Origin of the sequence: Aliiglaciecola sp. 3_MG-2023 (assembly GCF_030548205.1) — a bacterium.
Lineage (GTDB): Bacteria > Pseudomonadota > Gammaproteobacteria > Enterobacterales > Alteromonadaceae > Aliiglaciecola.
The window spans coordinates 1-19,936 of record NZ_JAUORV010000006.1 but is presented as its reverse complement, the minus strand read 5'-3'; the positions used below and the strand labels follow the sequence as shown (position 1 = coordinate 19,936).

Annotated in this window: 19 protein-coding genes and 1 rRNA gene; 11 read left to right on the top strand and 9 right to left on the bottom strand. The window is 41.1% G+C overall.

From position 1 onward, the window contains the following. Window positions 1-4 precede the first annotated feature (4 nt). The 11 genes from hisD to Q4574_RS08150 all read left to right on the top strand — a co-directional run bounded on the left by hisD (window position 5) and on the right by Q4574_RS08150 (window position 9,257). Window positions 5-1,300 carry a histidinol dehydrogenase gene (hisD, locus tag Q4574_RS08200; protein ID WP_303473792.1) on the top strand — a complete coding sequence of 432 codons (1,296 nt, stop codon included), beginning with the start codon at window positions 5-7 and terminating at the stop codon, window positions 1,298-1,300. Further along, window positions 1,297-2,397: a histidinol-phosphate transaminase gene (gene hisC / locus Q4574_RS08195; protein WP_303473422.1), complete on the top strand. Its 1,101-nt coding sequence runs from the start codon at window positions 1,297-1,299 to the stop codon at window positions 2,395-2,397. The genes hisD and hisC overlap by 4 nt, the downstream gene beginning before the upstream one ends. Further along, window positions 2,394-3,464: a bifunctional histidinol-phosphatase/imidazoleglycerol-phosphate dehydratase HisB gene (gene hisB / locus Q4574_RS08190; RefSeq protein ID WP_303473420.1), complete on the top strand. Its 1,071-nt coding sequence runs from the start codon at window positions 2,394-2,396 to the stop codon at window positions 3,462-3,464. The genes hisC and hisB overlap by 4 nt, the downstream gene beginning before the upstream one ends. Window positions 3,465-3,466: 2 nt before the next feature. After that, window positions 3,467-4,096, top strand: coding sequence for an imidazole glycerol phosphate synthase subunit HisH (hisH, locus tag Q4574_RS08185; RefSeq protein WP_303473418.1), 630 nt, complete (start codon window positions 3,467-3,469; stop codon window positions 4,094-4,096). After that, the gene (gene hisA / locus Q4574_RS08180; protein ID WP_303473416.1) at window positions 4,093-4,830 is read left to right on the top strand and encodes a 1-(5-phosphoribosyl)-5-[(5-phosphoribosylamino)methylideneamino]imidazole-4-carboxamide isomerase; all 738 of its coding nucleotides are present in this window, start codon (window positions 4,093-4,095) and stop codon (window positions 4,828-4,830) included. The genes hisH and hisA overlap by 4 nt, the downstream gene beginning before the upstream one ends. Further along, complete coding sequence (gene hisF, locus Q4574_RS08175) at window positions 4,812-5,606, top strand: imidazole glycerol phosphate synthase subunit HisF (RefSeq protein WP_303473414.1); 795 nt, start codon at window positions 4,812-4,814, stop codon at window positions 5,604-5,606. Before hisA ends, hisF begins: the two co-directional genes overlap by 19 nt. Window positions 5,607-5,634: 28 nt before the next feature. After that, entirely contained in the window at window positions 5,635-6,258 is a 624-nt protein-coding gene (gene hisIE, locus Q4574_RS08170) for a bifunctional phosphoribosyl-AMP cyclohydrolase/phosphoribosyl-ATP diphosphatase HisIE (protein ID WP_303473412.1), read from the top strand. A 191-nt stretch (window positions 6,259-6,449) separates the two neighbouring features. Then, entirely contained in the window at window positions 6,450-7,163 is a 714-nt protein-coding gene (locus Q4574_RS08165; protein ID WP_303473410.1) for an SIMPL domain-containing protein, read from the top strand. A gap of 9 nt (window positions 7,164-7,172) precedes the next feature. Continuing rightward, complete coding sequence (locus Q4574_RS08160; RefSeq protein WP_303473408.1) at window positions 7,173-7,880, top strand: aspartate/glutamate racemase family protein; 708 nt, start codon at window positions 7,173-7,175, stop codon at window positions 7,878-7,880. A 101-nt stretch (window positions 7,881-7,981) separates the two neighbouring features. Beyond that, a complete protein-coding gene (gene lepB, locus Q4574_RS08155) occupies window positions 7,982-8,626 on the top strand; it encodes a signal peptidase I (protein ID WP_303473406.1) in 645 nt (214 codons plus the stop codon). 178 nt (window positions 8,627-8,804) lie between these two features. Beyond that, entirely contained in the window at window positions 8,805-9,257 is a 453-nt protein-coding gene (locus Q4574_RS08150; protein ID WP_303473404.1) for an Hsp20 family protein, read from the top strand. An 85-nt stretch (window positions 9,258-9,342) separates the two neighbouring features. Here the strand turns inward: Q4574_RS08150 and Q4574_RS08145 are convergent, their stop codons facing one another. From Q4574_RS08145 to rrf, 9 genes are all read right to left on the bottom strand, one after another. Then, window positions 9,343-9,729 carry an MAPEG family protein gene (locus Q4574_RS08145; protein ID WP_303473401.1) on the bottom strand — a complete coding sequence of 129 codons (387 nt, stop codon included), beginning with the start codon at window positions 9,727-9,729 and terminating at the stop codon, window positions 9,343-9,345. 79 nt (window positions 9,730-9,808) lie between these two features. Continuing rightward, window positions 9,809-10,453: an adenylate kinase gene (adk, locus tag Q4574_RS08140; protein WP_303473399.1), complete on the bottom strand. Its 645-nt coding sequence runs from the start codon at window positions 10,451-10,453 to the stop codon at window positions 9,809-9,811. 166 nt (window positions 10,454-10,619) lie between these two features. Beyond that, window positions 10,620-11,780 (bottom strand): AI-2E family transporter, encoded by a 1,161-nt coding sequence (locus Q4574_RS08135; protein WP_303473397.1) that lies wholly within the window; start codon window positions 11,778-11,780, stop codon window positions 10,620-10,622. A gap of 250 nt (window positions 11,781-12,030) precedes the next feature. After that, the gene (htpG, locus tag Q4574_RS08130) at window positions 12,031-13,953 is read right to left on the bottom strand and encodes a molecular chaperone HtpG (RefSeq protein WP_303473395.1); all 1,923 of its coding nucleotides are present in this window, start codon (window positions 13,951-13,953) and stop codon (window positions 12,031-12,033) included. Between the two features lie 199 nt (window positions 13,954-14,152). Next, complete coding sequence (gene recR, locus Q4574_RS08125; protein ID WP_303473393.1) at window positions 14,153-14,752, bottom strand: recombination mediator RecR; 600 nt, start codon at window positions 14,750-14,752, stop codon at window positions 14,153-14,155. A gap of 10 nt (window positions 14,753-14,762) precedes the next feature. After that, a complete protein-coding gene (locus Q4574_RS08120) occupies window positions 14,763-15,089 on the bottom strand; it encodes a YbaB/EbfC family nucleoid-associated protein (protein ID WP_303473391.1) in 327 nt (108 codons plus the stop codon). Between the two features lie 28 nt (window positions 15,090-15,117). Beyond that, on the bottom strand, window positions 15,118-17,760 hold the full coding sequence (gene dnaX, locus Q4574_RS08115) for a DNA polymerase III subunit gamma/tau (RefSeq protein WP_303473388.1): 2,643 nt from the start codon (window positions 17,758-17,760) through the stop codon (window positions 15,118-15,120). Window positions 17,761-17,766: 6 nt separating this feature from the next. Continuing rightward, window positions 17,767-18,303 (bottom strand): adenine phosphoribosyltransferase, encoded by a 537-nt coding sequence (apt, locus tag Q4574_RS08110; protein ID WP_303473386.1) that lies wholly within the window; start codon window positions 18,301-18,303, stop codon window positions 17,767-17,769. Window positions 18,304-19,597: 1,294 nt separating this feature from the next. Continuing rightward, window positions 19,598-19,713 (bottom strand): 5S ribosomal RNA (gene rrf / locus Q4574_RS08105). Window positions 19,714-19,936: the final 223 nt, after the last annotated feature.

The following is a 19,936-nucleotide window of genomic DNA, read 5'->3' as shown; positions in this document are numbered from 1 at the left end:
GCAAATTCAAGACTGGGCAAAGTTGTCAGACACTCAAAAACAACAGATTTTGAGTCGCCCAGCACAGGCAGACAACGAAAAATTGCGTAATATTGTTGCTGATATTTTACAACGAGTAAAAAAGCACGGTGATGATGCGGTTAGGGAGTTAACCGAACAGTTTGACGGTATTCGATTGGCAACATTACGTTTAGACAGCGAAAGCCTAAACAACGCAGCGACGGAAATCACTGATAAAGTGCGAAGCGCTATCGATTTGGCCTATGCAAATATTAAAGCCTTTCATCAGGCTCAGTATCCTTCGGACGTAAAAATAGAAACCCAACCCGGCGTGCTATGTGAGCTCAAGCATTCTGCCATTGATTCTGTTGGTTTATATATTCCTGGTGGCAGCGCGCCGTTACCATCCACGGTACTGATGCTTGGAGCGACGGCTCAAGTGGCCGGTTGTGAACGCAAAATTTTATGCACACCTCCTGATGCAAATGGCAACATAGCAGCAGAGATCCGCTATGCAGCAAGTCTCTGTGGTATCGATGAGATCTATCTGATTGGTGGTGCCCAGGCGATTGCAGCCATGGCTTACGGTACCGCTTCAATAGCAAAAGTAGATAAAATATTTGGTCCCGGCAATAGTTTCGTTACCGAAGCTAAACAACAAGTTAGTACTCAAGCAAACGGAGCGGCTATTGATATGCCAGCCGGCCCTTCAGAAGTTTTAGTGATTGCTGATGAATCCGCCGAGCCGAGTTTTGTTGCCTCTGATTTACTGTCTCAAGCAGAGCACGGTGCAGACTCCCAAGCCGTTTTAGTGAGTAGCAGCCAAACGCTAATAGAAGCCGTTCAACTAGCGGTAGAGCAACAATTGCAACAACTATCGCGCAAAGATATTGCCGAAAAAGCCATGCAACATGGGCGATATATTTTAACTACTGATGTTAACCAGTCTATTTTAGTCAGCAATCAATATGCTCCTGAACACCTCATTGTACAGGTTAAAAATGCGCGAGATTTGCTGCCACAACTTAAGTATGCGGGTTCAATATTTGTCGGTAAGTGGTCGCCAGAATCTGCTGGGGATTACGCCAGTGGAACCAATCACGTGTTACCCACATACGGATATTCTAGAAACTATTCCAGTTTAGGCTTGGCAGATTTTATGCGCCGCTTCACAGTTCAAGAACTGACTTACCAAGGACTTTCCAATATAGGTAATGCAATTATGGATCTTGCTGATGCCGAAGGTTTAGATGCCCATAAACGAGCAGTTTCAATTCGATTGCAAGGAGATGAAGCATGAGCAATTTAGTGGAAAAGCTATTATGCGATAACGTAAAAAGCTTAAAACCTTATGAATCCGCTCGCCGACTCTTTGCTGCTGGTACGGGTGAAACTCAACAAACTTGGTTAAATGCTAACGAATCTCCCTATGCTAATGAATATGACATCGAAAGTGAGCGTTTTAATCGCTATCCAGACTGCCAACCTACCGCAGTAATCAATTCTTATGCAGCCTACTCCGGAGTTGCCCCAGAAAACACCTTAGTTAGTCGAGGAGCTGACGAAGGTATTGAATTGCTGATTAGAGCATTTTGTACGCCAGCAAAAGACGCTATTTTGATTTGTCCTCCAACATATGGAATGTATGCAATCAGTGCAGAGACATTTAATGTAGGTGTACATAAAGCTCCGCTAAACCATGACTTTAGTCTAGATGTGCCAAGTATTTGTGCATACAAAGACAAAGTGAAATTGGTGTTCATCTGTTCACCAAACAACCCCACTGGAACCACTGTTGATTCAAGTCAATTGCAACAGGTTGTTGAGCATTTTGCTGATTCAGCTTTAGTGGTTGTTGATGAAGCTTACATCGAGTTTGATTGGCAGAGCAGTTGGGCGGATCAGTTAGCAACTTACCCAAATTTAGTTATTTTACGCACGCTTTCTAAAGCCTTTGCCTTAGCTGGAATACGATGCGGTTTTACCTTGGCTGCTCCGGCAGTGATACAAGCTTTGTTAAAAGTAATTGCCCCCTACCCGATTCCAGAGCCCGTTGCGCAAATCGCTAGCCAAGCGCTTAAGGCTTCAGGTATCGATAGGATGCAATATCAGGTCACTGAGTTAAACGCCCAAAGAAGCATATTAAAACAACAATTAACTACCATCTCAGATGTTGAATTAGTTGGTGATGATAAAGCCAATTTTATTTTGTTTCGGTGTAAACAAAAACAGCAACTGATGCAGTATTTAGTGGATAATCATATTTTGATTCGCGATCAATCTAAGCAAATAAATCTGCAAAACTGCCTGCGTATAACAGTAGGGACTGCTGAACAAAATCAACAGCTAATGGATTTAATCTTTTCATTTTTTAAACAACAGGAATCGGCCCAATGAGCGCCTTACCGATTTTATTTATAGATAGAGACGGCACCTTAGTAGAAGAGCCACCTATTGATAAGCAACTCGATCGTTTAGACAAATTAGTATTTGAACCCAATGTCATTCCCGTACTATTGAAACTGCAGCATGCAGGTTACCATTTAGTAATGGTGTCGAATCAAGATGGTTTAGGGACAGATTCATTTCCCCAAGCCGATTTCGATGCCCCACATAATATGATGATGGATATTTTTTCCTCACAAGGGGTGAAATTTGATGATGTGTTAATTTGTCCTCACTTCGAAGAACAGCAATGCAGTTGCCGCAAGCCCAAGTTGGGGTTGGTAAAAGAGTATCTTCAGCAAGGAAAAGTCGACTTTACGCGTTCTTTGGTGATTGGCGATCGTCAAACCGACATCGGGTTAGCAGATAACATGGGGTTAAAATCTCAGCTGTATAACCGTGAAACCAATGATTGGCTGGCAATCCAAAAAGCCATACTTAGTTCAAGCAGAACAGCAACGGTAACCCGTAATACGTCCGAGACTCAAATTAACGTGTTTGTTGATTTAGACAGTAGCGCTAAATCTACTATCGAAACAGGTATCGGCTTTTTTGACCATATGCTAGACCAAATATCGACTCACGGTGGTTTTGAGCTGCGTTTATCTGTTAATGGTGATTTGCACATTGATGATCACCACAGTGTTGAAGACACTGCACTAGCTCTGGGTGAAGCGATTAAAAAAGCGCTAGGAGACAAGCGTGGCATCGGTCGTTTCGGGTTTGCTTTGCCTATGGACGAATGCCGTGCAGAATGTATCATGGATATTTCTAACCGACCTCACTTAAAGTTTGAGGCCGAATTTAGCCGCGACTCTGTTGGTGAAATGGCAACAGAAATGGTACCGCACTTTTTCTATTCCATAGCCCAGGCAATGGGATTATCCCTACACTTGTCAACCACTGAAGGTAATGCCCATCATCAGGTAGAAAGCCTGTTTAAAGTCTTCGGGCGAGCGTTACGTCAAGCGATTACCAAACAAGGGGATACCTTACCCAGCAGTAAAGGAGCACTATAAGCATGTCTGTGCTAAGTTCTTCTCAACACACGGTGATTATTAATACTGGTTGCGCAAATATTTCGTCGGTGAAATTTGCTCTGCAAAGGTTGACGCAAAATGTAACCGTATCTGATGATCCAAAGGTTATTTGTGCCGCTGACAAACTAATTTTACCAGGCGTAGGCAGTGCTAATTCAGCAATGGAAAGTATTGAAAAAAAGCAGCTAGCCAGTTGTATTCAATCTTTAGCTCAACCTGTGTTAGGGGTATGTTTGGGCATGCAATTAATGGTGACCGACTCCCAAGAAAAAGCCCATCAAAGTGATCTTGGCAATACCCCCTGTTTGAATTTAATACCCGGTCAAGTGAAGCGTATGCAAGTAGGTGATTTACGTTTACCACACATGGGGTGGAATACGGTTGAAGCCGTTGAACAAACTTCGTTATTTAAAGGGATCCCACAAGGAACCTATTTCTATTTTGTACATAGTTTTGCGGTCGAAGTGTATTCCCATACGTTGGCGTCCAGCCAATATGACATGCCTTTTTCTGCAGCCATTCACAGAGACAATTTTTATGGTGTGCAATTTCACCCTGAACGTTCTGGAGATGCCGGAGCAACCCTACTGGAGAACTTTTTAAACTTATGATTATTCCAGCAATAGATTTAATTGACGGTGCGGTTGTACGTTTATATCAAGGCGATTATGACCAAAAAACCCAATATAAACTTGACCCAGTGGAAGTAGTACATAACTACGCGGATCAAGGCGCTAAATGGTTGCATATTGTAGATTTAACCGGAGCTAAAGATACCAACAAACGTCAACTTGAATTGATTAAACGTATGGTAGATACCCAACGTATGCAGTTTCAAGCCGGTGGCGGAATTCGCTCTGAAGCAGATGTAGCGCAGCTTTTGGAAATCGGTGTTAAACGTATTGTGATTGGCTCATTAGCCGTCAAACAGCCGCAGACCGTAAAACAATGGGTGACTAAATACGGATCTGAATCCATTGTCCTAGCCTTGGATGTGAATATTGACGAAAACGGCAACAAATATATTGCTACCCATGGTTGGCAGGAAAGCTCTGGAGTAGCCCTTGAAGGATTGCTTGATGATTTTTTAAGTGTCGGCGCTAAACACGTGTTATGTACTGACATCAGTAGAGATGGCACCTTACAAGGCGCTAACCATCAGCTTTATACAGAAATGAAACAGCGTTTTCCAAATGTCGTTTGGCAGGCATCCGGTGGTATCGGTTCCCTGGCAGATATTGAAGCATTAAAACCCAGCCATGTAGATGGGGTCATTTTAGGACGCGCTCTATTAGAAGGTAAGTTTACCCTTGAGGAGGCTATCCAATGTTGGCAAGGAGAATAATTCCCTGTTTGGATGTTCGAGATGGCAAGGTTGTCAAAGGGGTTAAGTTTCGCAATCACGAAATCATCGGTGACATCGTTCCTTTAGCCGAACAATATGCCCAGCAAGGCGCTGACGAGTTGGTATTTTACGATATCACTGCTTCTAGCGATCAACGGGTAGTCGACAAAAGCTGGGTAAGCCGAATAGCGCAAGTCATAGATATCCCATTTTGTGTTGCTGGCGGCATTAAGTCTGTTGAAGATGCTGGCCGAATTTTAGAAATGGGAGCAGATAAAATATCGGTTAACTCTCCAGCCCTAGCCGACCCAGAGTTGATCACCCGATTACATGATACCTACGGACAACAATGTGTGGTTATCGGCATTGATAGTTATTTCAATAAGCAAAGCCAGCAATTCGAAGTGTATCAATTTACTGGTGACGAAAAACGGACCCAAAACACTGGCCGACTCACCGTTGATTGGGTTAAAGAAGTACAGCAACGTGGCGCAGGTGAAATTGTTCTCAATTGTATGAACCAAGACGGTGTCCGCCAAGGTTACGATATCGCTCAACTAAGACTTGTTCGTGATGCCTGCACAGTGCCTTTAATTGCATCTGGTGGTGCAGGTGAAAAGCACCATTTTTACGATGTTTTCAAACAAGCCGATGTGGATGGCGCACTGGCTGCATCAGTATTCCATAAGGGGATAATTCCCATTCCGGAGTTGAAAGATTTTTTACGAGCACAAGGCGTGGTAATTCGCGAAGACTTTGTGCCCACAACATCCTAAGAGTAAAACGGATAAAACAGAGAATTCCATGATTATCAATCGACAAACAATAGACCAACTAGGTTGGGATAAAATGCAGGGATTAATCCCTTGTATCGTGCAAAACGCCATAAGTGGTAAAGTGTTAATGCAAGGCTATATGGATCAAGCGGCAATTATGACAACCTTAGATAGTGGTCACGTCACTTTTTATAGTCGTTCTAAACAGCGTTTGTGGACCAAAGGTGAAACCTCCGGTCATACCCTTGATTTAGTTGAACTAACGGCCGATTGTGACAAAGACTCAATCTTAGCCTTAGTAAAACCAAATGGACCTACTTGTCATTTAGGCACTGAATCCTGTTGGGCATCCAGTACAGACGCTGATTTTACCTTTATCGCCGAACTTGAAACTATTTTAGCTGCGAGAAAAACAGCAGATCCTGATTCTAGTTATACCGCAAGTTTGTATAGCAAAGGTATTAAACGCATTGCGCAAAAAGTGGGTGAAGAAGGGGTTGAAACAGCCCTAGCTGCCACCGTTAAAGACTTGGAAGAGTTGAAAAATGAATCTGCAGACCTACTCTACCATCTAATTGTTTTATTGCAGGCTTCAGATCTTTCCCTAAGCGATGTGGTGGATGTACTAAAATCTCGTCATAATAAAAAATAAATAAATGATTTGGCTTGGCGTTGTGAATGCCAAGCCAAACTGATTTAATATCACAACAACCTGTATTTCTTTCAATCCTGTGTTTCTTTCAATAAAGAACCGTCCTAAAGGTCAGGTTATTTTACTTACTTCTTGCTAGACTAATCACTTCATTCCTAAAAAACTTGTTAAAATGAAAGGACGCTTACACTATGCAATCTTCTCGTTTCAGTTTAATCATTGGCGCAGCCTTAATCATTAGCACTGCTGTCCTAGGATACTTTCTACAGCAGTCCGTAGAACGTTTTCGCGCATTTGAACGAACAATTACGGTAAAAGGCCTATCCGAACATGAAGTGCCTGCCGATACAGCCATCTGGCCCATTCAATACAGTGTGATAAGCGATGATCTTGCTGGTTTGTATCAGCAACTGGAAAGTCAACAACAAGTCGTCGAGCAGTTTTTGTTAGAAAATGATTTTTCCGAAGATGAAATAAGCGCTTCAACTCCGACAATTAATGATAAAAAAGCGCAAAATTACGGAAATTACAATGCAAATGACATTCGTTTTACTGCCACTCAAACTTTCACTGTTTATAGTGAAAAAATCGATTCAGTATTGCAAGCTCAAACCAAATTATTGGAGTTAGGCAAACGAGGCTTAGTACTCAATGGTAACAGTTATGAGAATCGAACCCAGTTTTTATATTCGGGTTTAAATCAAATAAAACCTCAAATGATTGAAGATGCCACCCAAAAAGCCCGTGAAGTCGCTGAAAAATTTGCCGCCGATAGCAACAGTCAATTAGGTAAAATAAAACAAGCTCGACAAGGACAATTTAGTATTTCGGATAGAGACAGCAACACTCCCTATATCAAACAAGTTAGAGTGGTATCCACCATAGAATATTACTTAATTGACTAGGAAATATTAATGCGCACAATCGGCTTAATAGGCGGTATGAGTTGGGAATCTACCGTCAGTTATTATCAAAGTATCAACCGACAAATTAAACAGCGTTTAGGTGGATTACATTCCGCTAAAATCATTTTACACAGCGTCGATTTTGCACAAATTGAACAATTGCAGCATCAACATAGATGGCCAGAATTAGCTGAAATTTTAGCTGAGGCTGCCCAAGGTTTAGAAAAAGCAGGTGCTGAATGTGTGGTGATTTGTACCAATACCATGCATAAAGTCGCCGATATAGTGCAACAAGCAACATCTATCCCCTTACTCCATATTGCTGATGCAACGGCAAAATCCTTAGTAGCAGATGAGATTCAAAAAGTTGGGTTACTTGGCACCCGCTTCACCATGGAACAAGAGTTTTACCGGCAAAGATTAGAGGACAAATTCGCAATCGAAGTTTTAATTCCTGAACAATCAGAAAGAGAAATAGTGCACCGAGTGATTTATGAGGAGTTGTGCTTAGGGAAAATCAAAACTTCATCACGAAATCACTATTTAAACATTATGGCTAACTTACATCAACGAGGTGCTCAAGCAGTGATTCTTGGCTGTACTGAAATTGCACTGTTAATTAGTCAAATGGATACAAATATTCCGCTGTATAACACCACGGACATTCATGCATTAGCCGCGGTAGATTTTGCCTTGAAAAATAGCTTACAGAGCTAATGACACAAATCATTACAATCTAAGTTTGAATCTTGCTTGCTTCAGGTATCAAATAACTAACCTAAAACCTTAATAACGATAGTTAAATTAGGAGCGTTGTGATGAAACAAACAATAATTAACCTATGCAAAGAGAACTGGGGCTTTATTTTGTTTATTTGCTTAATGTTCGCATCAAGAAGTAGTTTAGCTGACTGGTATCATGTTCCTTCTGGATCAATGTTACCCACAATAGAAGTCGGTGATCGCATTTTAGTCAATAAGATGGCCTATCGCATAGAGTTACCTTTTACCGATATCCCTTTGGTACAAACAGGTTCTCCCGAACGAGGAGATATCGTTACCATTAACTCGATTGCAGCCCAAGAAAGATTGGTTAAACGCATTGTTGGATTGCCGGGTGATCAAATTTCAATGCTCAACAATCAATTAATAATTAACGGGCAACGAATTCAATATGCAAAGGCACGACAAAGTCACTTCTACACTGAGGATTTATTAGGCGTTAATCATTTAGTGCAATTTGAATCTGTTCCGCACAGTAAAGACAGTTTTGCTAATATGGAAATTCCGCAAGGCTACTATTTTGTAATGGGTGACAATCGAAATAACAGTCGTGATTCTCGCTATTTTGGTTTCGTAAGTGCTCAAGAATTACAAGGGAAAGCGACAAAGGTGATCGCTTCTTTGGATAAAGACAACTATTACCTACCGAAAGCCAATAGAAATCTTATAGATTTAAATTGATAAAAATCAGATAGTTATAAATTATTTTTAATTTTTTTAAATTTTTCCTATTGAAAATCTATTGCTCCACCACATATTTAAGTTGTCGGCGCCGAAAGGGTCGACAACTAATACCGCCGCCGAAGATTCGGGGCACAATTTAAAATTTAACATATTGCTTAATAGCGAGGATATGACTATGCGTAACATCGACTTATCACCACTTTATCGTTCTTTTATCGGTTTTGATCACTTAGCATCTATGATTGATGCTGCTTCACAAAGTGAAAAACAAACAACCTATCCGCCATACAATATCGAGTTGTTAGAAGAAGACAAGTATCGAATTACTATGGCAGTGGCAGGATTTTCCCAAGAAAATATTACCATTGAGACTCAGGAAAATACCTTAAAAGTCTCAGGTACACTTCCAGGAAAAGAAAGCGATCGTAAGTTCCTTCACAAGGGTATTTCAGAGCGAAACTTTGAAAGAAAATTCCAGCTTGGAGATCATGTGAAAGTACTATCCGCGGATATGCAAAATGGTCTGTTGCATATCGAGCTTGAACGCGTAATTCCGGAAGCGAAAAAGCCTAGAAAAATTGAAATAGGCAGTAAAGAAAACAGCTATATCGAAAATAAATCTGAATAGTTAGTTTTCAATTGAAAAAATTAAAACGGCGTCTTTGGACGCCGTTTTTTATGAGCTATACTACGTTTAAATAATTTAAAATCGACTAATACAAGGTTAAAATATTCAATACAGATGCACCAACAAGCGCTGCAAAAGTCATTAGCATTCCCCACAATCGTTGCCAGCTCACACCCACGTGATGTCGTAGGCCATAAGCATGGATGATTCGCCCTAACAACAACAAGGTTCCGATACTGTGCAATATAAGATGATGGGCCTGGTTAAGCTCAGCGACTAAGAGCAAAATAAGTATTAATGGAACATATTCAGCGAAATTGCCATGTGCTCTGATAATACCTAAAAAATGACTGTCACCACCATCCCCTAAACTCACCTTACGACCGCGACGTTGTTGAATAACCAAAATAGAAAGATAAAAAAATGTGATCCCTAATAGACCAGCATAAAACGCGGTAATTGGTGTACTCATATCCTTTCCTAAATTAAAAAAGCCCACAATATTGTGGGCTTTAAGTCTAAACTATTTTACTACAGTTTCCAGTGCGGGATTACCCTAGCTTTGCAGCCAGCTGTTCACGCACGGCTTCAACAGCTTGCGTACCATCGATTTTGATGTATTCACAGTTTCCTGACTGAGCTTCAGCGGAATAATAATCAACCAATGGCTTGGTTTGCTCATGATAAACAGTCAAACGTTTACGTACCGTTTGTTCTTCATCGTCAGGTCTAATGACTAGATCCTCACCCGTAACATCATCTTTACCTTCAGTTTTAGGAGGATTATATGAGACGTGATACACACGACCTGAACCAGGATGAACTCGTCTCCCAGCCATTCTTTCTACGATTACATCATCAGCTACATCAAACTCTATGCAAAAATCGACTTTAATACCAGCCTGTTTCATAGCATCAGCTTGTGGAATAGTGCGAGGGAAACCGTCTAATAAAAAACCGCGTTCGCAATCAGGTTGGGTAATGCGCTCTTTCACTAACCCTATAATCAGTTCATCAGAAACTAATTTACCTTCGTCCATAACTTTCTTTGCAGCGAGACCTAGCTCGGTTCCTGCTTTTATAGCTGCTCTGAGCATATCGCCTGTTGAGATTTGTGGAATCCCATACTTACCCATCAAAAATTGGGCTTGTGTGCCTTTACCAGCACCAGGCGCGCCTAGAAGAATAATGCGCATGCCGTGTCCTCTCATAGTTAAAATTCAATCCAACCGCAACTCTACACATTCATTTGCTGGTATACAAGAATATCAAAGCAGACTCCCCCTAAAGTCTTATAAAAATTAGAAATAAGTATGTAAGTTTTTTGCTTGAACAACTTACTAGGGGATAAACGGTTGAATTTTAACCTTTTGCCTCTATTAATTTTAACCAGTGGGGCAAAATTCCGATTTGTGCAATTGTCAGTTTAATGCACACCAAAATGGGGACTGCTAATAACACACCTAATATTCCCCATAACCATCCCAGCGTGAGTAGCCATAATATAATCACCAGAGGGTTTACTTGCATATTACGTCCAAGAACCGCTGGGGTAATGAATTGCGATTCAATAATATTTAGAGTGAGGAAGACCCCACTTGGCATTAACGCAACCAATTCAAAACCATATTGAACTGTACCTGCCAAACATAAAATAACTAAACTAATAACAGAGCCCACGTAAGGTACAAAGTTAAGCAGCGCGACTAAAGCCCCCCACAATAACGCGTCTTGTACCCCTAAAAAATATAGAATAGCTGCAGTAGACAGGCCTAATGCCGAATTGATAATACTAATAGTCACAATATATTGAGACAAAGTTTGCTGAATTTTTGTAACCAAATATACGGTTCGTTTTTTGTTTTTGACGATAGGGAAATCATTGATGAAAACAGAAAATAAAGACGGACCAAAAATAAGTAAAAACAAAATCAATATTAGGCTTGCCAATAATTGACCTATAAATGTAGGCGTTGCTCCCAAAACAGACAACAGCATCTCGATACCGCCTTGTTTTATATGTTCTTTTACAACACTTTGCTCAAGGTCTGTTGTAGGTTTAGGTGTCTCACTTTTAAACCAGTCAAAAAAGCTAAAACCGCTACCTTCCTTACTTTCATCCGCCTGCTTTTTAGCCAGGGTTTCATGTTTAGAAAATGCTTCATTCATACTGTCTATCTGTTCGCTTAACTGAACTGAGAGTTTTGGTACTAGCTGAGCCCACCTTTGCGCAGGTTCAGCTAGTTGTGAACCTAGGAAGCTAAAAGGTGCCACTAACATCACTAATAATACAATTGCAGAAATAGGACGAGGAATATGTAGTTTTTTAAAAAAGTTTACCAAAGGGCTCAGTAGCAAAGCCGTAAGCACTGTAAAGACAATGGGGATTAGTAAAGATTGGGCAAAATATAAAGTGTAAAAGACCGCTAGAATTAACAACCACTGCAATGATTTCATCGCCGTTGGAGTTTTTAGATTAGCGCCTCCATCTAACACTTGTTGATTATCAGAAGTATCTGTCACAGAGCAACCTTAATTGTGTTAATTTACACTTAGCGTGTTTACTCGCCGTCAGCAATTTTGACCGCGTTTACTTAGGTGCAGAAAATAAAATTGTACCATCAAATCCTCAAGGCTAGCTATTTAGTATTAATTCCCTTTGCATCTTGTAAACATCAAAAAATCCGGTGAGAAAGACTCACCGGATTCTTTAAAGCGTAATAATCTGTAGAATAGTGCAAGCTTAGACGTCAGCTTGCACTAAACTTAAATATTACTTAGCTAGATCAATCAATAACTTATTCAAGTTTTGAACAAAGCTTGCTGGATCTTTTAGACTGCCCTGCTCTGACAACGCAGCTTGGTCATATAACACCTCAACCCATTGTTCAAATTGACCTTCATCTTGCAAATCAGCGAGTAACTTCACTAATTGATGTTCAGGGTTCAACTCAAAATGATACTTCGCTTCAGGTACCGGCTGACCTGCTGCCTGCATTAGCTTAATCATTTGAGTAGACATTCCCTGTTCATCAGTCACGATACAAGCTGGTGAATCAGTGAGTCGATGAGTAAATTTAACATCAACCACTTTGTCGCCTAAGGCAGTCTTCACACGTTCTAATACGCCTTCAACTTCTTTTTCAGCTTGTTCTTGCTCTTTTTTACTCTCTTCATCTTCCAAATCACCCAAATCTAGCGCACCGCGGGCGACAGATTGGAAGGATTTTTCATTAAATTCGGTTAAGTGCGACATCAACCATTCATCAATACGGTCGCCCATTAACAAGACTTCAATACCTTTTTTACGGAAGATTTCCAAGTGCGGACTAGATTTGGCCGCTTGATAGCTATCTGCTGTAATAAAGTAAATTTTATCCTGACCTTCTTTCATTCGGCCAATATAATCTTCTAAAGAAACTGTTTGCGCATCACTGTCGTTATGAGTCGATGCAAAACGCAATAAACCAGCAATTTTCTCTTTATTAGCATGATCTTCTGCAGGGCCTTCTTTTAGCACACCGCCAAATTCTTTCCAGAATAACTGATACTTGTCTGCATCATTTTTCGCTAAACGCTCTAACATTTGCAGAACACGTTTAGTACAACCCTGACGAATAGCCTGAGTTATTTTGTTGTCTTGAAGAATTTCACGAGATACATTCAATGGTAAATCGTTTGAATCTAGTAAACCTTTCACAAAACGCAGGTAAACAGGCATAAATTGCTCTGCATCATCCATAATAAAGACGCGCTGAACATAGAGTTTCAAACCATGGTTTTGATCACGATTCCACATATCAAAAGGCGCTTTTGACGGAATATAAAGCAAACTAGTGTATTCTGTTTTACCTTCAACTTTGTTATGAGAATGCAACAAAGGATCTGTGAAGTCATGAGAAACGTGCTTATAAAACTCATTGTATTCTTCGTCACTTATTTCTGACTTATCTCGTGTCCAAAGCGCACTAGCCTTGTTTACGGCTTCCCACTCACCAGGTTGAGCAGGAATTTTTTCACCATCGGGACCTTCTGACTCAGCAACGTCTTCTTTCCACATTTTTACAGGAATACCAATGTGTTCTGAGTACTTAGTGACAATTGAGCGAAGTCGCCAGTCATCTGCGAATTCTTTTTCTTCATCACGTAAATGCAGAATGATTTCGGTTCCACGGTCGGCCTTTTCGATGTCTTTAACGGTGAATTCACCTTCACCTGCAGATTGCCATTCAACACCTTTGTCTGCGCTGTCACCAGCAGCTCGGCTACGTACAACAACGTTATCAGCTACAATAAAAGCTGAATAGAACCCAACACCGAATTGACCAATTAACTGTGAATCTTTTGACTGGTCACCGGACAAATTATTAAAGAATTCTTTGGTGCCCGATTTAGCGATGGTACCTAGATGTTCAATCACATCTTCTTTATTCATACCAATTCCATTATCTGAAATTGTGATAGTACCCGCTTCTTTATCTGCACTGAGTTTAACGCAAAGATCACTGTCATTTTCGTAAAGTGACGAATCTGAAAGGACTTTAAATCTCAATTTATCTGCAGCATCAGCAGCGTTTGAAACTAATTCACGAAGGAATATTTCTTTGTTGGAATAAAGTGAATGAATCATCAATTGAAGTAATTGCTTTACTTCAGTTTGAAAACCATGAGTTTCTTGGTGAGCTGTTTCAGCCATAAACAAATTTCTCCTATAAACCGTTTTGCTTCTAGGCTTAGGAGATAAGGTCGTTTACTTTCTTTTCAAGCAAACAATACAATTTATTATCAAGAAATTTGTAAAATGTCGCAGAATATTTAAAAGTGGGCATTTCTAGAGGGATGAAAGACGCGAGTAAGTAAAACAATCTAATTTGAGTCAGATTAATAACAATAGCTTAAATAACTCGCCTACCCGTAAATGCGTGCATCAAGGTATTTCCATCGACATACTCAAGCTCCCCCCCCACGGGCATACCATGAGCCAAACGAGTAGCAGAAATACCGTTAGTCTTACACATTTGAGCAATAAAATGAGCAGTAGCTTCCCCCTCAACGGTGGGGTTTGTCGCTAGGATAACTTCTTTAAACTTTCCAGAGTTAAGCAACACTTCTAATTCGTTCAAGCCAATTTCATTCGGGCCTATTCCGTCTATTGGCGACAAATGCCCCATCAAAACAAAATAACGCCCTTTAAACTCGGAGGTTTGTTCAACCGCAATCACATCTTGCGGTGACTCGACAATACACAATTGCCCAACTTCTTCACGAATTGGGTTACTACAAATGTCGCATAAACTGGCCTCAGTAAAAGTACGACACGACTGACAATGCTGAACATGCTCCATTGCATTATGAAGCACGTTACTAAGCTCTAAGGCGCCTTCTCGATTGCGCTCTAACAAATGAAACGCCATCCGTTGAGCACTTTTTTTGCCCACGCCAGGAAGATGAGTCAAAGCCGCGATTAGTTCAGTTATTAGTGGGCTGTATTGCATCTATTTTTTCTTAAAACGGCATCTTAAAGCCAGGCGGTAAAGGCATTCCACCTGTTACATCACCCATTTTTTCTTTTGTGGTTTCCTGCACACGACGAACAGCATCATTAATGGCAGCCGCGACAAGATCTTCGATCATTTCTTTATCATCTTCCATTAAGGATGGATCGATATCGACACGTCTAACGTTGTGATTACAGGTCATAGTAACTTTAACCAAACCTGCGCCAGACTCACCAGTGACTTCAATTGAAGCTAATTCTTCTTGTGATTTTTGCATGCGCTCTTGCATTTGTTGCGCTTGCTTCATGATATTTCCCATACCACCTTTAAACATAAATATTCTCTCTCATTAGTAAATTAAATTAGCGAGGTTTGATACTAGATTCTATCACCTGCGCAGAAAATGTATTTTTTAACCTATTTATCTCAGGGTTGGTTTCCGCAACATTTTTCGCGTGCTGCATTCTTACCTGATTAATGGTTTGTTGCACCGCAAATGGCGTACTTATTGGCTGACTATGCTCAATGTGTAGCTCAATCTGTTGTTGAAAAAGATTACTTAAAGCCAGTTGTAACTGACTTCTAGCAGTTTCAGTATCTAGATGTGGTTTCGAATCTAACAACTTCAAGGTCACACGGTTATCATTTTTTTCATAAGAAGAATGTAACGCTAGTTGTTTAGTTAACGCAGTAACCTGCATTTGTTCAATGAGTTGACTCCATGTATCCAGTTGCTTGGAATGTGTCACCTTTTCCCCATTTTCAAGAAATGCAGGAACGTCAAAGTCAACATTCACTTCTATGGGCTCATTAAGGTGTGCCATGGGATCGAACTCATCTTCGGGCTCTAGGTCAGTTTGCTGGCTTTGTAGGTTTTGTTCACTGCTATTATTAGATTGTACAAAGTCGGAGTTTTCGTGTTCCCAAGGTGGAGAATCTTGAAATTGTACTTCATTAGAAACACTTTCCACTTTAGTTTTATCATTACTGTTATCCGGAGCATTGCTAGCAGCATCTACGTTGTTAGGGTCTTGTATGTCGCTACTAGATTTAGGCTCAAATGTATCAGGGGTTTTATATGTATTGCCTGCCATTGACTCAGTTTCGACCTGAGCACCTGCTTGTACATTAGGATTTGGTGCATCTGAAACCTGGTTATTCGGTTGCTTTAATTCTGTGACTTGCGGTGTAGAAGTCTCTTGTTTTTTATCGGTAATTTGAGCTTCAGCGCCGGTTTCGCTGGTTTGAGGTTTAAACCGCGAGGGTATAAAATCTTCTGTCGACTTATTTTCTTTTTTTTCCTCTTCCTGTGAAGCCACTTCTAACTTAGAAAGCTTTTGCTTTAAGGCGATAAGGTTTTCCGTCGCTGATAAGGAATTGGTAGATAAAGGAACATTAGAGTTTTGCGCTTCAGATTGCAAAGCACCAGTGTCAGCATTGACTACACTATTAACCTCACCTTCATACAAACGTTGGGCGCTGTTGTCTTCATGAAAATCAGCTAAATTGCTTTGTTCTTGTAAAAACTCTTGATGATAGACATCTGAATTTTCATAGGGGTATTGGCTTGATTGGGTATCGGGATCTATAGCTTTGTCGTCATGTTCTAGGTCAGTATTACTTCTTTGCTTGATAGCCTCTTCTGCAACTACTCTAGTGGTAGAATCTTGCTGGGGTGATCCTATTGGTTTGCTATGCTCGCTATCTGGGCATTTTGTATGCTCTGGTTGCGGTGCGCCTAAACTATTAGCTTGGCGAATGATATCAACTTGTTGAGCTGAAAGCCCCTCCACTACCTCTTTATTGTTAGAGTCGGCATTTTCAACCGTTTTTTTTTCATCTAGGCCGCTATTCACGGGTAAAGATGTTAAATTTTCCTGGGTAGCTAGGTTGTTAGTCTCTCCAATCGATAATGAAATTGGTGCAGGATTAAATGCTAACATCCGTAACAGAGTCATTTCCAAACCAATGCGCGCATCTGCTGCATGTATAATATCTTTCTTTCCTTGCAACGCAATTTGATAAGCTAGTTGAACCTGTTCTGGAGGTAACATTTTTGCCAACTGATAAACTGCTCGCGCTGATACCGTTTCCAGTTTACAGGCCTCTGGCACAAACTGAGTTAGCGCAACTTGATGCAACAAACTCATTAACTCTGCTAGCACTTGTTCATAATTAACAGATTGCTGTGACATTGATTCGACTTGCGCCATGACTTGAGCTGGCTCATTGTTAAAAACCGTATGTAGAAGTTTAACAATCTGGCCCTTGTCCATTAGACCTAGCATATCAGTCACTATGGTATTTGTTACCTTACCATCTCCTTGCGCTATGGCTTGGTCAGTCAAACTCAACGCATCACGCATGCTCCCTTGTGCTGCTCGCGCCAATTGCGATAATGCTTGTGGTTCACTAACAATATCTTCTTCAGAAAGTATATAACTTAGCTGTTGAGTAATTTGCTCCCGAGATAACGCTTTCAGATTAAATTGTAAACAGCGGGACAGTATAGTTACAGGTAGCTTTTGCGGATCTGTTGTTGCGAGTAAAAACTTTACGTGTGGAGGCGGCTCTTCTAGGGTTTTTAAAAGTGCATTGAAACTATGTTTAGACAACATATGCACTTCATCGATTAAATATACCTTAAACTGCCCACGTGTTGGTTTATATTGAACATTATCGAGTAACTCTCGCGTATCTTCTACTTTTGTTCTAGATGCAGCGTCGATTTCCAACAAATCAACGTAACGACCACTTTCAATGTCCAAACAAGTATGGCATTCCCCGCACGGGTTAGCGCTTAATCCCGTTTCACAATTCAGACTTTTAGAAAATATGCGTGCTATTGTGGTTTTACCGACCCCACGAGTCCCGGTAAAAAGATATGCGTGATGGAGTCTATTATTATCTAAGGCATTCGATATTGCTGTGACAACATGTTCTTGTCCGACTAATTCCGAAAAACGATTAGGTCGCCATTTACGCGCAAGAACTTGATAAGCCATTAGACGTTATTCACCATCAAAATCACACAAAGAATGACATTGAACGCCATGGGCATTTAGTTTTTCTTCGCCTCCCAAATCAGGAAGAGAAATAATAAAACCGGCATGTTCAACGATTCCACCGAGTTTACGAATCAAATTCGCTGTTGCAACCATGGTACCGCCAGTAGCAAGCAGATCATCTATCATCAAAACTTTTTCACCTGGTTTAATTGCATCAGAATGAATCTCAAGCATGTCCATTCCATATTCCAATTCGTATGATTCTGAAATAGTTTCACGCGGTAATTTATTTGGTTTGCGGACAGGGATAAAACCTATTCCCATTTCAATGGCTAGTGGCGCTCCAAACAAAAAACCACGGGCTTCAGTTCCTGCAATTTTATCAAACTTAAGTGGTGCGAACTTTTCAAGTAACAAAGCAATACTGCTGGAAAATGCAGTGTGATCTTCTAATACTGATGTTACGTCACGAAATAATATCCCCGGTTTAGGATAATCAGGGACGGTTTTTACGATTGATTTTATATATTCAGCTGACACAAACTTCCTCTTAGTGGCTCGCTTAGTTCTTGGATTTATAAGTAAAACGTAAGCCAACCAGCAATCGCAGGTAAAAGAGGAAGTGCCAGTAGGACAACAAGCGCCACCAATAAATATGTCCAACTAAAGGGGTCTTTCTCAAAACTTTGATCTTGCATTTATAAACTCCAATTAATCCTAATTTAGAAGCGCTAAATAGTAATGCAAACTAGCCTAAATTAATAGGGCTAATCGACTTAGAGCGGCAATTGTTGAATCATAATCAAACGCTTAATTGATAACCCTCTCCCTCTGTAGTTTTTAGAAGTACCGTCTTTGTATATTACTATATTATCTCCGTTATGTTTTCCACGGTCTGAAGCCCGAGCTACATTCATTATATATGCTCTCACATGGGGGTAAGCGAGGATGTTTTAGGAACGCAGTTCCGCCCGAGCGCACGACCGACATGGATGTCGGGCTGGAGGTAGCACCAGGGAAGGTTGACACCTAGCGGCTTATTACGTGGACAGGTATTGCATAACACACAGATGGGTTAGGTTCCCCGATTGATGGCACTTGCGCGGCAGCGCTTAGAAGGAAGGCTACCTATATCAATATTCATAAGGGTAAACCGCGAAGACATATACCATTCCACGGGCTAAAGCCCGAGCTACACCATTATATGTGCTCTCACATGGGGGTGGAGTCGGTTGTTTTTAGCTTCGCAGAAGCGTTAAGCGACGGAACGGGCAGCAGGGATGCTGCACTGGAGGTAGCCACATGGAGGTGTGACACCTAGATGCCTATTACATGAACAGCTATTACATAACACTCGCTGGGTTAGGTTTCTCTGCGGGATAGTTCTTGCGCGGCAGCGCTTAGAGTAAGGGCTATCCAACTGTGATTGAGATATCCGCTTAAGTTTTAAAGTGTACACATGCAAAAAAGGGCTACCCTTTCGGATAGCCCTTTCTCTAAATGGGAGTCCCGTTCCGCCCAGCTTTGCGCGTTTCTTTACTCTCGCATGGGGGTGAAGGAGGCTGTTCTTAGTTGCGCAGCAACGTTAGCCGACTGAACGACTCGCATGGATGCGAGGCTGGACGAAGCACCAGGGACGGTTAACACCTAGCGTTTTATTACATCGTCAGGTATTGCATAACACTTGATGGGTATGGTTTCTCTTGGGGTGTTGTTGCGCGGCAGCGCTTAGAGTAAGGGCTATCCAACTGTGATTGAGATATCCGCTTAAGTTTTAAAGTGTACACATGCAAAAAAGGGCTACCCTTTCGGATAGCCCTTTCTCTAAATGGGAGTCTGGCGATGTGCTACTCTCACATGGGGAAACCCCACACTACCATCGCCGCTAACACGTTTCACTTCTGAGTTCGAGATGGGATCAGGTGGTACCGTGTCGCTAAGGTCGCCAGACATTAACTGGTTGTTTCGCCGTTTGGGCAAAACATTAACAAATTCGGAAAAGCGATATCATAATCAAATCGAGTTGCGTACTCTTGCTCTTATTCAGAGCCTATTTTATGTTGTCTTGTCACACTTACAACACCATGCTTCTTTCGAAGACATTTGGGTGTTGTATGGTTAAGCCTCACGGGCAATTAGTACAGGTTAGCTTAACGCCTCACAACGCTTCCAC

Excerpts from the sequence above, each read along its gene's own strand:
- hisC (WP_303473422.1), top strand. The coding sequence starts at position 1,297 with ATGAGCAATTTAGTGGAAAAGCTATTATGCGATAACGTAAAAAGCTTA.
- hisB (WP_303473420.1), top strand. The coding sequence starts at position 2,394 with ATGAGCGCCTTACCGATTTTATTTATAGATAGAGACGGCACCTTAGTA.
- hisH (WP_303473418.1), top strand. The coding sequence starts at position 3,467 with ATGTCTGTGCTAAGTTCTTCTCAACACACGGTGATTATTAATACTGGT.
- hisA (WP_303473416.1), top strand. The coding sequence starts at position 4,093 with ATGATTATTCCAGCAATAGATTTAATTGACGGTGCGGTTGTACGTTTA.
- hisF (WP_303473414.1), top strand. The coding sequence starts at position 4,812 with ATGTTGGCAAGGAGAATAATTCCCTGTTTGGATGTTCGAGATGGCAAG.
- hisIE (WP_303473412.1), top strand. The coding sequence starts at position 5,635 with ATGATTATCAATCGACAAACAATAGACCAACTAGGTTGGGATAAAATG.
- Q4574_RS08165 (WP_303473410.1), top strand. The coding sequence starts at position 6,450 with ATGCAATCTTCTCGTTTCAGTTTAATCATTGGCGCAGCCTTAATCATT.
- Q4574_RS08160 (WP_303473408.1), top strand. The coding sequence starts at position 7,173 with ATGCGCACAATCGGCTTAATAGGCGGTATGAGTTGGGAATCTACCGTC.
- lepB (WP_303473406.1), top strand. The coding sequence starts at position 7,982 with ATGAAACAAACAATAATTAACCTATGCAAAGAGAACTGGGGCTTTATT.
- Q4574_RS08150 (WP_303473404.1), top strand. The coding sequence starts at position 8,805 with ATGCGTAACATCGACTTATCACCACTTTATCGTTCTTTTATCGGTTTT.
- Q4574_RS08145 (WP_303473401.1), bottom strand. The coding sequence starts at position 9,729 with ATGAGTACACCAATTACCGCGTTTTATGCTGGTCTATTAGGGATCACA.
- adk (WP_303473399.1), bottom strand. The coding sequence starts at position 10,453 with ATGCGCATTATTCTTCTAGGCGCGCCTGGTGCTGGTAAAGGCACACAA.
- htpG (WP_303473395.1), bottom strand. The coding sequence starts at position 13,953 with ATGGCTGAAACAGCTCACCAAGAAACTCATGGTTTTCAAACTGAAGTA.
- recR (WP_303473393.1), bottom strand. The coding sequence starts at position 14,752 with ATGCAATACAGCCCACTAATAACTGAACTAATCGCGGCTTTGACTCAT.
- Q4574_RS08120 (WP_303473391.1), bottom strand. The coding sequence starts at position 15,089 with ATGTTTAAAGGTGGTATGGGAAATATCATGAAGCAAGCGCAACAAATG.
- dnaX (WP_303473388.1), bottom strand. The coding sequence starts at position 17,760 with ATGGCTTATCAAGTTCTTGCGCGTAAATGGCGACCTAATCGTTTTTCG.